The sequence below is a fragment of the Solirubrobacter pauli genome (genome assembly GCF_003633755.1).
In the GTDB taxonomy this organism is placed as follows: domain Bacteria; phylum Actinomycetota; class Thermoleophilia; order Solirubrobacterales; family Solirubrobacteraceae; genus Solirubrobacter; species Solirubrobacter pauli.
This window is the reverse complement of record NZ_RBIL01000001.1, coordinates 1,442,779-1,454,442: the sequence shown is the minus strand read 5'-3', so window position 1 is coordinate 1,454,442 and position 11,664 is coordinate 1,442,779. Positions and strand designations below refer to the sequence as shown.

Sequence of the window (11,664 nt, the reverse complement as noted above, 5' to 3'; positions counted from 1 at the left end):
CCCAACGCTAACCGGCGCTGGTCCGCGAGAGCAAGTACCGTCCGTCCAGTGACGACGGGCCAGGATCAGACCCAGACCCTCTACGACGCCGCCGCCCGCACCCGCGCCGCGGTGACCGATCCGCGCTTCGCCGCGGACGTCGACGAGGCGATCGAGTACTTCGCGCCCGACGTCGCCTCCCACGTCGGCCGCTACGACACCGGTGAGCTGTTCGTCCCGCTGCAGGTGTGGCTCGGCAAATGGGAGCCCGGCGCGTCGCTCGTGCTCCAGGACCGGGTCGTGCTCGTCTGGGGCGGCACGGAGGTCCAGCACCAGATCATCCCGCGCCGGCGCGCGGGCGGTGTGGCCGAGGTCGACGTCCAGGTCGACGCGGTGACCCTGTGGATCGACTGCGACAACCCGCTGAACGTGCGCGTCCGCCGCTACGCGGGCACGATGGACGTCCCGACGACCTACGCGGACACGCTGCGCCCCGAGAAGCTCGACATGGTCGCGACCGCCGAGCTGCCGCCCGAGGCCGAGCAGTGCCCGTACTGCTTCGGCGAGATCGACAAGGGCACCGAGATCTGCCCGCACTGCGGCAAGTACCTCGGCGAGAAGCCCAAGTCGAAGAAGTGGCTGATCCTCGCCCTCCTGCTGCTGTTGCTCCTGCTGCTGATCGTCGGCGCGGTCCTGCTGCTCGGTGGCGACGAGGAGGAGCCCAAGCCCAAGCCGACGCCCACCGCGACGGCCGAGGCCGGCGCCGAGCCGACCCAGGACCCGTTCCGCCGCATCTCCGGCCCCGGCTGGGAGGGCCGCGCGCCGCGCGCCTTCAAGATCAGCGGCGTCGAGCGCCAGAGCGGCGGCCGCCTGCTCGCGCGCACCCTGCGCGGCGACGACGGCCTCGTCATCCGCATCTTCCACACGCCGGAGGAGGACGCGAACCCGGGCTCGTTCCAGGTCGGCAAGCTGCAGCCCCTCGAGTCGGCGGCGAAGGAGTCCAACCTCGCGATCGTCGAGAACTACGGCGTCCCGGAATGCGCGTCCCGCCGCTGCGGCGACCTGCTGCTCAACGACCCCGCCTGGGGCGGCATCGCGATCACCGTCAACGCCACCAAGGGCGAGCGCCTCGACGCGGCGAAGGCGATCGCGGAGTCGATCAAGGCGCGCTGAGCGCCACGGCGGCCCGTTTACGCGAGCAGCGTGCGCCCGCCGCTCGAGGAGAGCGGGAACGTGTCGAGGTCCAGCGCGACGACGGCGAGGTCGGCGAACAGGGCGACCTTGCCGAGGTCCTCGCGCAGGTAGGGGCCGCCGTCGCGGCGGTCCAGCACGGACAGGACGCCGATCGTCTTGCCCTCGCGGACGAGCGGTGCGACCACCATCGTGTAGGGCACGTAGCCGGTGCCCGCCGCGACCTGGCGGGCGAAGCGCGGGTCCTTGCGGCACTCGGGCACGAAGACGCCGTCCCCGGACGCAACGACCGCGCCCGCGATGCCGACGCCGGGCGGGAGGCGCATGCCGACCACCTCGGACGCGCCGGCGCCCCAGGCGGCCTCGTAGACGAGCTCGCCGTTCGACGGGTCGGTCAGCGCGATCGAGCAGGCGGCCGCCTCGAACATGCCGGCGGCGGTGCGGACGATCGCCTCCATGACCTTGCGCCGCGTGGTCGGCCGGCCGAGGGACTGCGCGAGCGAGTGGCCGCGGTCGCCGGTGAGGGGCACGCCGATCGCGTCCGCGAACGCCGCGGCGGTCGCGATCCGCTGCTCGGGCAACATCTCGAGGCCGCCGGCGAGGGCGGTCTGGAGCTCCGGCGGGAGGTCGGGCGCGAGCTTGTCGAGCTTGAGGACGTCGCCGTAGCGGGGCGGGGTGCCGATCAGCAGCGTCCACAGCGTCGCGGCGAGGCTGAAGATGTCGCTCGCGGCGCTGACCGTGCCGCCCGCGAACACCTCGGGCGCCATGTAGCGCGGCGTGCCGACCGCGATCGTGCCCTGGTCCTCCTCGCTGCCCAGCGCGCGGGCGACGCCGAAGTCCACCAGCACCACGCCGTCCTCGCCGTGGATCATGTTCTGCGGCTTGACGTCGCGGTGCACGATCTGCTGGGAGTGCACGTACGAGAGCGCCTCGCAGCCGTGGCGGACGTACTCGATCGCGTCGCCGAGCGTCAGCCCGGGGCTGCCGCTGCGCTTGAGGATCGCGCCGAGGTCCACCCCGTGGACGAGGTCCATGACGATGTACAGGCCCTGCTCGTCGCTCGAGTGGTCGAGCACCTTGACCACGCGCGGGTGGCTGAGGCTCGCGAGCAGCCGCGCCTCGATCTCGAAGCGGGCCGCGTGCCGCACGTCGAGCAGGCGCTTGACGGCGACGTCCGAGCCCGTCTCGCGGTCGATGGCACGGTACACCGCACCCATCGCCCCGCTGGAGATGGGCGCCACGATCTCATAGCGCCCGTTGAGCGCCTCTCCCCCGACGGCTGTTGCCTGCTGGTCAGGGCGGGTCAGTGGATCACGTCCCTCACGCCGCCTCGGCCAGGCAGGCGGGAGCGGGCCGGCCCAGCGCACCCAGCATGTCCACGACGAGCGCGCCCGCCGACGCCGGCCGGTCCTCGGGATCCTTCGCCATGCCCGCCGCGAGCACGGCGTCGAGCGCCGCCGGCAACTCGGGCCGGCGCTCGGACACGCTCGGGGGCGGCTCCACGATGTGGGCGTACATGGTCGCGGCGTCAGTCTCGCGCACATAGGGGACGGTACCGGTCAGCGTCTCGCAGGCGAGACAGGCCAGTCCGTATATGTCGGTCGCGGCGCCCACGCGCTCGCCGTCCAGCAGCTCCGGCGCCATGTAGTCGATCGTGCCCAGGACCTGGCCCGGCAGGGTCAGCTGGCTGCCCTCGTGGTCCCGCGCGAGGCCGAAGTCGCCCAGGTAGACGTCGGGCCCGGGGTCGATCAGCACGTTCGCGGGCTTGACGTCCCGGTGCACGACGCCGACGGCGTGCGCGGCGTCCAGCGCCGTGGCCAGCGCGGTGAGGATCGTCATCGCGTCGTCCACGGAGATCGGACCGGCGAGGATGAGGTTGCGCAGCGTGCTCGAGACGAGGCGGCTGGCCATGTAGAGCTCGCCGTCGACCTCGCCCATCCCGTGGATCGGGATGATGTGCGGGTGGTTGAGCTGGGCGAGCAGCTCACCCTCGCGCCGGAAGCGCGCGCGGTACACAGGATCGACGCCGACGTCATCACGCAGCACCTTCAACGCGACTGCGCGTCCCGTGATGCGGTCGATCGCAAGATAAACGACGCCCATGCGCCCCACCCCGACGATCCCCTCGATCCTGTAGTCACCGAGCACTGGCTTGTCCATAGCGAGATCGGACCTAAGTGTCCCGGCTCGGCGGGCGAGGCGCAAGTCGCGGCTGTCCGGAAGTCCGGGCATGGCGCTGGACCGTCGGTAAGCCGATAGACTCGCGCCCCCGTATGCCTGAGATCGCACTCGAGCCCAGGCCGGGCGATTCCGTCGGTCCCTACCGGATCACGCGGACGATCGGGCGCGGCCGGATGGGCATCGTCTTCGAAGGGGTCGCCGACGGCGGCGGACCCGTCGCGGTCAAGGTCGTGACGACCGAGCTCTCGCAGGACGAGGTGTTCGTCCGTCGCTTCCAGCGTGAGGTCGCCGCGGCCCAGAAGATCTCCCACCCGCACGTGGTCCCGGTGCTGGACGCGGGCGAGTCGGGCGGCCTGCCCTACCTCGTCCAGGAGCTGATCCCGGGCGGCTCGCTGCACGAGCGCATCGAGGGCTCCGGGACGCTGGACCTGGCGACGACCGTGCGCCTGCTCACCGGCCCGGCCGAGGGCATCGACGCGCTGCACGGCTCCGGGCTCGTCCACCGCGACATCAAGCCCGCGAACATCCTGCTCGACGGCGACCACGCCTACGTGACCGACTTCGGCCTCGCCAAGGACTCGCAGGCCTCGAACCTGACCCGCCCGGGCCAGGCGCTCGGCTCGCTCGACTACATGGCACCCGAGCAGATCCGCGGCGAGGACGTGAGCGCCGCGACCGACATCTACGCGCTCGGCTGCGTCATCCACGAGTGCCTCACGGGCACGCCGCCGTTCGGTGGCCGCCCGTCGATGCGCGTGCTCTTCGCCCATCTGCAAGAGGCCCCGCCGGACCTGTCGGAGGCGGGCATCGACCCCGCCGCGGCGAAGGCGATCAACCGGGCCCTCGAGAAGGAGCCGGAAGACCGCCCCGCCAGCGCGGCGGGCTACCTCAAGGCCGTCGCCAAAGCGGCCGGCATCTGAAGTCGGGGCATCCCCTCCGCCCCACCCCGATCATCCGACCTCATCTGAGGCGTGCGCGGACGAACTTCGTCGCGTCCGCGGCGGACTTGGCGTTCAGCACCGCGCCCGCGTGGTCGACGCCGTCGTAGGTCTTGTACGTCACCTTCCCGCCCTTGGCCTGGAGCTCGGGCACGAGCTGGTCGGTGAAGCTCTTGAAGACGGTGGTGTCGGCGGCGCCCTGCTGGATCTGCACGGGCTGACGGACCCGCAACGTCTCCGGGTCGTTCTCGTTCAGCGCACCCACCAGCGGGGCGATGTCGGCTCCGGGCTTGAACAGCTCGGCCGGGGCGAGGCCGCCGAACGAGCTGGCCTCGCGCAGGTCGCCGAGGCAGACGGCGTCCGTCTGCGGGTAGAGCGCGCGGGCCCGGTCGGAGAGCAGCGCGCCGACGTCCAGCTTCGGGTCGGCGACGTCGATGCCGCGGACGATCAGCGCCGCGAGACCCGTGAGGTCGCCGGGGGTCGTCAGCAGGCTGAGCGCCTGCGCCTGCTCGCCGAGGTGGCTCACCGGCGCGAGCGCGAGCGTCCCGCGGACGCTCAGCTCCGGCGTCCACTTGCCGGCCAGCGACGCGGCCCACAACGCCGCGTGCCCACCCTGCGAGTGGCCGGCGATCACGATCTTCTTGCCCAGCGAGCGGTCCAGCTTGCGCGCCGCGCGGACCATGTCCAGCACGGAGCGGCCCTCGGAGACGCCGACCAGGTACGGATGCGTCGACGGTGTGCCGAGGCCTTCGTAGTCCGTGCGCACGACCGCGTAGCCCGCCTTCAGCCACTGGTTCAGCAGCTTCTGGTCGTACTGCGCGGGCATGCCGATCTTCGACGGCGCGCACGCGTCGGCGATGCCGCTCGTCCCGTGCGCCCACGTCACGATCGGCCAGCCGGCCTTGGGCGCCTTGCCCTTGGGCACGTGCACCGTGCCGGAGATGGCGGTGTCGTGGTTGGTCGTGTCCTGCCCCAGGTAGAGCAGCAGGCGGTTGCTCTTCGCGCTCGTGAGCTTGGCCTTGCCGGTGAGGCTCCGGACCCAGATCGGCGTGCCGTGCGTGCCCTTGGGCATCGTCTTCGGCGGGGTGTAGAAGGCGGCCCCGGCGGGGCCCTTCTTGATGTCGGCCGCCTGGGCGGGGGCCGCGAGGAGCAGAGCGGCCGCGAGCCCGGCGAAGAGCGTGTTGCGCATGGTCACACGACGTTAACCGGCCCGGAGCCCGGTTGTAGCGCTTCGACGGCGGCGCGGACCGGCGTCGGCCCGTCGAAGAGCTCGAACTCCGCGCGGATCGTGTTGTCGGCGAGCAGCACGTGGTAGAGGACGAGCGCGACGTTGTCGCGGCTGACCGGGTCGCGGCGCGCCGGCCCGACCGACAGGTCGACCGTGCCGCTGCCCGGCTCGTCCGTCAGCACGCCGGGCTTGACGATCGTCCAGCTCAGGCCGCTCGTGCGCAGCGCGTCGTCCGCGGCGCCCTTCGCCTCCAGGTACGCCCGCATCGGGCCGGCGTGGACGGCGTCCTGGATGCCGATCGAGGACACGATCACGAAGCGGTCGACACCGGTGGCCTGCGCGGCCTCGATGCACTTCACGGCCGCGCCGTAGTCGACCGTCTGCTTGCGCTCGGGACCGCTGCCCGGCCCGGCGCCCGCGGCGAACACGATCGCCTGCGCGCCGCCGATGTGCGGGGTCAGCTCGTCGTGCTCGAGGTCGCACAGCACGGGATGGGCGCCGTCGGCCTCGAGGTCGGCGGCGTGGTCGGGGTTGCGGATCAGCCCGCGGGCGTGGTGACCGTTGGCGGCGAGGATTCGGAGGAGTCGGCGGGCGATCTGCCCGTGCCCTCCGGCGACGAGGACGTCCATGGAGTGCGCCGTACCCAGGTGACCGCCGCAAGCACCACGATTCCGCCCGCGATCTGCGTCGCCGACAGCGCCTGGTCGAGCAGGACCCAGGCGATGATCGACGCCAGGACGGGCTCGAGCGTCGCCACCACGGCCACGTTCGCCGCGGGCAGGTGCCGCAGCGCGGTCACGATCAGCAGGAACGGGACGAGCGTGCCGATCACGCCGACGCCGAGCGCGAGCGCGACGTTGCGGGCCGAGTCCAGCAGGTGCCACGGGAACGTCCAGAGCGGGTTCACGATCAGCCAGAAGAGCGTCGCGAAGCCGAAGCCCCACGTGAGCGTGGTGAACGCGTCGTAGCGCTCGCCGGCGCGCTGCGACGACGTCAGGTAGATCGCGAGCGTGACCGCCCCCGCCAGCGCGGCGAGCACGCCGACCGCGTCCAGGTTGTCGGTGCCGGCGGGCGCGTCGACGACGAGCGCGCAGCCCGCGATCGACAGCGCCACCGCGCCCCACAGCGACTTCGGCGGGTGGATCCGCTGCACGACGCTCGCCCAGATCAGCAGCAGCGCGGGCGCGAGGTACTGGATCACGAGCGCCACGCCGATGTCCATCCGCGAGATCGCGAGGAAGTAGCTCGCGTGCACGAGCGCGATGCCGGCGATGCCCAGCCACGCCAGCGGCAGGATGTCGGCGCGGGCGATCTTCAGACGTCGGGGGGAAAAGGCGGCGAGGGCTCCGAGCAGGAGTAGGGCGGAGATCGCGGACCGCAGCTCCGAGAGCCGCGTGGGGGACATCCCGTCGTCGAGCAGATACCGCGCCAGGGAGCCGTTCAGGGCCGAGCAAGAAGCGGACGCGACCGTCAAGATGTAGCCGAGGCGGGGGTTGCGCACCGCGGCATTGTGGCGATCGGTCCTGCTATCACCGGAAACCGTGAGCGACCAGGTGAGCGTGCTCGACGTCGATCCAGGGCTGGCGGAGCTGGTCCCCGCGGAGCAGCGCCAGCAGGCGCGCCAGGCGACCGGGGCCACGATCCTGCGCTTCGGCACCGGGCCGTGGCGTGAGCCGGAGCCCGAGAACCTCGAGCGGGCGAAGGGCGGCTACGGGATGCTCGTCGTCGACGGGCTGCTGCTGCGGCGCGTCGGCGTCGGCGGGCGGCATGCGGCCGAGCTGCTCGGCCCGGGCGACCTGCTGCGCCCGTGGCAGTACGACGCGGAGACGACGATCGACGCCGAGTGGACCTGGCGGGTGGTCGCGCCGACGCGGATCGCCGTGCTCGACCAGCGCTGGACGAACCGCGCCGCGCACTGGCCGCAGCTCGGCGCCGAGCTCGCGGGCCGCGCGATGTCCCGCGCCGTCCGGCTCGTCACGTCGATGGCGATCTCCCAGCAGCCCAAGCTCGACGTGCGCCTGTGGATGCTCTTCTGGGAGCTCGCCGACCGCTACGGCAAGGTCCACCCGGACGGCATCCACCTGGAGCTGCCGCTCACCCACGAGGTGCTCAGCCACCTCGCGGGCGCGCGCCGGCCGTCGGTGTCCGGCGCGTTGACCCGGCTCGCGCAGGACGGGCGGCTGATGCGCTCCGGTCGCCACTGGGTCCTGTCGGGCGAGCGGCCGGTCGCCGAGCCGCTACCCGTGTAGGGCCAGCGACTCCTCGAGCGCTTTCATCAGGTCCGGCACCGCCTGGGTGCGCTCAGGATCGGCCTCGGGCAGCTTGATCTCCCCGCCCTTGCGCTTCTTGCGGACGATCGCCTGCAGGCGCTTGCGGTACTCGTCCTCGAACGCCGTCGGGTCCCAGTCGGCGGAGAGGGCCTCGATCAGCTTCACGGCCTCCTTGACCTCGTTGGGCTTCGTGCGCCCGCCGGCGCCGGGGATGCCCTTCGGGTCGCGCACCTCGTCGGCGAAGCGCATGGTGGAGAGCGTGAGCGCCTTGTCGCGCACGCGGATGGCGACCAGGTACTCCTTCGTCCGCAGCACGAAGCGGCCGAGCGCGACCCGCTCGCTCTGCTCCATCACGCCGGCCAGCAGCCTATACGCGCGGATGGTGCCGTCGGTCTCGCCGGCCGGCACGAGGTAGTACGGGTGGTCGTAGTAGATCGGGTCGATCTCGTCGAGCTTGACGAACGACTCGATGTCGATCGTGCGCGTGCGGGCGGGGTCCGCGGCGCTGAGCTCCTCGTCGGTGAGGATCACGTCCTCGTACTCGCTGCCGATGTCCTCGTAGTCGACCTCCTCGCCGTCCTTCGAGCACACGCGCCGGGTCTCGATCGGCGTGTCGTCGGACTGGTGGATCTGGCGGAAGTGCAGGTCCAGGTCGCGCACGGCGCTGACGAGCTGCACGGGCACGTTGACGAGCCCGAACGACAGCGATCCGGTCCACAGCGCTCTAGCCAAGGCTCGCCTCCAGCGCCTTCATCAGGTCGTCCGTCTCCTCCTTGGGCTCGGGCGCCTGCACCTCGATGTCCTCGCCCTTGCGCTTGCGCTCGATCACGGCGAGCACGGCCTCGCGATAGGAGTCCTTGTACTTGTGCGGCTCGAACTTGGCCTGCAGGCTCTTGACGAGCTTGCCGGCCATCTGCAGCTCGCGGTCGGTCGGGTTCTTCTGCGGGCTCGGCAGGTCCAGGTCGTCCGGCTCGACGACCTCGTCGTGGAAGTTCATGACGTGGAGCGCGAGCAGCTTGTCGAGCGGTTTGACGGCCACGAGCCGCTCGCGGTCGTGGAAGACCCAGCGGCCGATCGCGGCCTTGTCGGTCTTCTCCAGCGCCGCCCGCAGCAGCCGGTACGCGTCCTCGCCGTCGTCGCCCGCGCCGAGGTAGTAGGTCTTGTCGTAGAAGATCGGGTCGATCGCGTCGGCGGGGACGAACTGCTCGACGTCGATCAGCTTCGCGTTCTCACCGGCGGCGGCTGCGATCTCGTCCTTGGTCAGCTCGACGATCCCGCCGTCCGAGAGCTCGTAGCCCTTGACGATCTCGTCGTTGGGGACCTCTTTGTCCTCCTTGGGGCACACCTTGCGGTGCTCGATCCGCGCCCCGTCCTTCAGGTGCACCTGGTGGAAGTGGATGCTCTTGGACTCCTGCGCCGTGAACACCTTCACGGGCACGTTCACGAGCCCGAAGGTGAGCGTGCCGTTCCAGAGCGAGCGTGGTCCAGAAGCCATCGCCGGGTGTCCTACCCGGCTCCTAGTCCAGGAAGAACGCGATCTCCTCGACCGGCGCGCGCTCGGGCACCCGCTGCTCCTGGCGCGGCGTGCCGAGGTAGAGCAGGCCGATCGGCCGCTCGTCGTCCGGCAGGCCGAGCGCCCCGAGCACGGGCACGGTGCGCCAGTAGGCGGCGAGGCCACGGGCGTGCGCGCCGAGCAGCACGATGTAGGCGGCGACCGCGGTCGCGAGCAGGTCCTCGTGATCCTGCTCGGCGTCGCCGGTCTGCTTGGCGGTGACGGCGACGAGCGTGGGCGCGCGGTCGAGCTTGGTGGCCGAGCCGGGCTTGTGCGCCTCGGCGGCCTGCTTGAGCGTCTCCAACGCCCGCGGGCCGATCACGCGGAACCGCCACGGGTTCGTGAGGTGGTGGTTCGGCGCCCAGCGCGCGAGCTCGAACAGCTCGAGGAGCGTCTCGCGCGGGACGGGATCGGGGCCGTACGCCTTGTGCGTGCGGCGGGAGCGGATCAGGTCGTCAACCACGTGCGGCGATGCTAGCTGGGCTGTTTCGAAGCCGGTCGAACGGGAGAAAGTGGGCGGCGTGCCTGAGACCGTGAAGACCCGCATCCCCGCTCGCATGGACCGCCTGCCGTGGAGCGGCTGGCACTGGCTCGTCGTGCTCGGCCTCGGCACGGTGTGGATCCTCGACGGCCTCGAGGTGACGATCGTCGGCGCGATCGCCAGCCGGCTGTCCGAGGAGGACGCGCTCGGCATCAGCGAGTACCAGGTGGCGGTCGGCGGCACCTTCTACATCCTCGGCGCGGCGACCGGAGCGCTCGGCTTCGGCTATCTGACCGATCGATTGGGCCGCAAGAAGCTGTTCCTGGCGAGCCTCGGGCTGTACCTGGTGGCGACCATCGCCACCGGCTTCACCTGGAGCGCGTACTCGTTCTGGATCTTCCGCTTCTTCACCGGGCTCGGCATCGGCGGTGAGTACGCGGCGATCAACTCCGCGATCGACGAGCTGATCCCGGCACGGGCCCGCGGCTGGGTGGACCTCGCCATCAACGGCTCCTACTGGCTGGGCGCGGCGTTCGGCGCCGCGTTGTCGGGCGTGCTGCTCGACAAGGACCTGTTCGGCGCGGACCTCGGCTGGCGGCTCGCGTTCTTCCTCGGCGCGATCCTCGCCGTGGCGATCATGCTCGTCCGCCGGCACGTGCCGGAGTCGCCGCGCTGGCTGATGATCCACTACCGCAACGACGAGGCGGAGCAGCTCGTCGGCGAGATCGAGGAGGAGGTGTCGCGGCGCACGGGCCAGACGCTCAGCGAGGTCGGGCCCGACGACGAGATCGAGATCCGCCAGCGGCACTCGACCGGGTTCGTCGAGATCGCGCGCACGCTGTTCCGCGACTACAAGCGCCGGTCGATCCTCGGCTTCACGCTGCTGGCCACGCAGGCGTTCGTCTACAACGCCGTGATCTTCACGTTCTCGCTGATCCTGACGAACGTCTTCGACGTCGACTCAGGGGTCGCGGGCCTGTACCTGATCCCGTTCGGGATCGCCAACTTCCTCGGCGCGCTGCTGCTCGGCCGGCTCTTCGACACGGTCGGGCGGCGGATCATGATCTCGAGCACGTACTTCATCGCCGCCGTGGTGCTGGCCGTGCTCGCGGCGCTGCTGGCCGGCGGCTCGCTCGGCCTGACCGGCTACATGGTGCTGCTGTGCATCGCGTTCTTCGTGGCGTCGGCCGCCGCGTCGGCGGGGTATCTGACGGTCAGCGAGACGTTCCCGCTCGAGATCCGCGCGATGGCGATCGCGTTCTTCTACGCGATCTCCACCGGCATCGGCGGTGCGGTCGGGCCGCTGCTGTTCGGGAAGCTGCTGGGCGGCGACGACCCGACGGGCGTCGCCGTCGGCTACTGGATCGCGGCGGGGTTGATGGCCCTCGCCGCGATCGTGGAAGTGGTGTTGGGGGTCGACGCGGAGCAGCAGTCGCTCGAGGAGATCGCCCCGCCGCTGTCGGAGGAGACCTAGGCGGCGAGCGCCGCGGTCGGGACCGCCGTCGGCCCGCACGCGAGCAGGTCCGCGACGAGCGTGTCTACGCGCTCCTCGAGCCAGCGCCCGCTCTTGAGCAGGTGCTCGGCGAGGGCGCCCATGTCGCGCAGCGAGTCGCGGGCCTCCTCGAGCGTGGCCGCGAAGATGAGGGTGTCTGCGGCGTCGCGGATGCGAGCCTGCTCGCCCGGCAGGAGCTTCGTGGGCCCCAGCTCGGCGAGTGTCTGTACAACGCGCCCGTAGGCCTGTGTGCGTTCGTTGGTCATGACACGTGGTCTCCTGCTCGGAGTCTTCGTCACTCCAACAACGAACTTGAACGCAGGAACTGGTCGTCAAGCTCCTAACCCAACGA

Annotated in this window: 13 protein-coding genes; 4 read left to right on the top strand and 9 right to left on the bottom strand. The window is 71.3% G+C overall.

Annotated elements, in window-relative coordinates; translation table 11 throughout:
• The first annotated feature begins 48 nt into the window (after positions 1 to 48).
• Positions 49 to 1,152, top strand: a complete 1,104-nt coding sequence (locus C8N24_RS06725) for a hypothetical protein (protein ID WP_121249245.1) — start codon at positions 49 to 51, stop codon at positions 1,150 to 1,152.
• A 17-nt stretch (positions 1,153 to 1,169) separates the two neighbouring features.
• Here C8N24_RS06725 and C8N24_RS06720 read toward each other — a convergent pair whose 3' ends face one another.
• Together C8N24_RS06720 and C8N24_RS06715 are read right to left on the bottom strand one after the other, a co-directional pair.
• Positions 1,170 to 2,411: a protein kinase domain-containing protein gene (locus C8N24_RS06720; protein ID WP_147447664.1), complete on the bottom strand. Its 1,242-nt coding sequence runs from the start codon at positions 2,409 to 2,411 to the stop codon at positions 1,170 to 1,172.
• Positions 2,412 to 2,490: 79 nt separating this feature from the next.
• Positions 2,491 to 3,330 carry a serine/threonine-protein kinase gene (locus tag C8N24_RS06715; RefSeq protein ID WP_170178892.1) on the bottom strand — a complete coding sequence of 280 codons (840 nt, stop codon included), beginning with the start codon at positions 3,328 to 3,330 and terminating at the stop codon, positions 2,491 to 2,493.
• 113 nt (positions 3,331 to 3,443) lie between these two features.
• Between C8N24_RS06715 and C8N24_RS06710 the strand changes: the two genes are divergently transcribed.
• Positions 3,444 to 4,271, top strand: a complete 828-nt coding sequence (locus C8N24_RS06710; RefSeq protein WP_121249239.1) for a serine/threonine-protein kinase — start codon at positions 3,444 to 3,446, stop codon at positions 4,269 to 4,271.
• 40 nt (positions 4,272 to 4,311) lie between these two features.
• On the opposite strand, the gene C8N24_RS06705 is transcribed toward C8N24_RS06710, so the two are convergent.
• Genes C8N24_RS06705 through C8N24_RS06695 form a run of 3 tightly spaced genes read right to left on the bottom strand, consistent with a single transcriptional unit; the run spans position 4,312 to position 7,018 of the window.
• Positions 4,312 to 5,478: an alpha/beta fold hydrolase gene (locus C8N24_RS06705; RefSeq protein ID WP_121249237.1), complete on the bottom strand. Its 1,167-nt coding sequence runs from the start codon at positions 5,476 to 5,478 to the stop codon at positions 4,312 to 4,314.
• Positions 5,479 to 5,480: 2 nt separating this feature from the next.
• Positions 5,481 to 6,146 (bottom strand): SDR family oxidoreductase, encoded by a 666-nt coding sequence (locus C8N24_RS06700; protein WP_121249235.1) that lies wholly within the window; start codon positions 6,144 to 6,146, stop codon positions 5,481 to 5,483.
• Positions 6,056 to 7,018 (bottom strand): EamA family transporter, encoded by a 963-nt coding sequence (locus tag C8N24_RS06695; protein ID WP_170178891.1) that lies wholly within the window; start codon positions 7,016 to 7,018, stop codon positions 6,056 to 6,058. The genes C8N24_RS06700 and C8N24_RS06695 overlap by 91 nt, the downstream gene beginning before the upstream one ends.
• 40 nt (positions 7,019 to 7,058) lie before the next feature.
• Here C8N24_RS06695 and C8N24_RS06690 point away from each other — a divergent pair, with 40 nt between their 5' ends.
• A complete protein-coding gene (locus tag C8N24_RS06690; protein ID WP_170178890.1) occupies positions 7,059 to 7,766 on the top strand; it encodes a helix-turn-helix domain-containing protein in 708 nt (235 codons plus the stop codon).
• Here the strand turns inward: C8N24_RS06690 and ku (C8N24_RS06685) are convergent.
• From ku (C8N24_RS06685) to C8N24_RS06675, 3 genes are read right to left on the bottom strand one after another with little or no spacing between them, the layout of a single operon-like run.
• On the bottom strand, positions 7,755 to 8,519 hold the full coding sequence (gene ku / locus C8N24_RS06685) for a non-homologous end joining protein Ku (protein WP_121249229.1): 765 nt from the start codon (positions 8,517 to 8,519) through the stop codon (positions 7,755 to 7,757). The two genes, C8N24_RS06690 and ku (C8N24_RS06685), sit on opposite strands and share 12 nt — an antisense overlap.
• On the bottom strand, positions 8,512 to 9,282 hold the full coding sequence (ku, locus tag C8N24_RS06680) for a non-homologous end joining protein Ku (RefSeq protein WP_121249227.1): 771 nt from the start codon (positions 9,280 to 9,282) through the stop codon (positions 8,512 to 8,514). The genes ku (C8N24_RS06685) and ku (C8N24_RS06680) overlap by 8 nt, the downstream gene beginning before the upstream one ends.
• A gap of 22 nt (positions 9,283 to 9,304) precedes the next feature.
• Positions 9,305 to 9,802 (bottom strand): nitroreductase family protein, encoded by a 498-nt coding sequence (locus tag C8N24_RS06675; protein ID WP_170178889.1) that lies wholly within the window; start codon positions 9,800 to 9,802, stop codon positions 9,305 to 9,307.
• A 58-nt stretch (positions 9,803 to 9,860) separates the two neighbouring features.
• Between C8N24_RS06675 and C8N24_RS06670 the strand changes: the two genes are divergently transcribed.
• On the top strand, positions 9,861 to 11,294 hold the full coding sequence (locus C8N24_RS06670; RefSeq protein ID WP_211339862.1) for an MFS transporter: 1,434 nt from the start codon (positions 9,861 to 9,863) through the stop codon (positions 11,292 to 11,294).
• Here C8N24_RS06670 and C8N24_RS06665 read toward each other — a convergent pair.
• Complete coding sequence (locus C8N24_RS06665; RefSeq protein ID WP_121249221.1) at positions 11,291 to 11,578, bottom strand: hypothetical protein; 288 nt, start codon at positions 11,576 to 11,578, stop codon at positions 11,291 to 11,293. The genes C8N24_RS06670 and C8N24_RS06665 overlap by 4 nt on opposite strands.
• Positions 11,579 to 11,664: the final 86 nt, after the last annotated feature.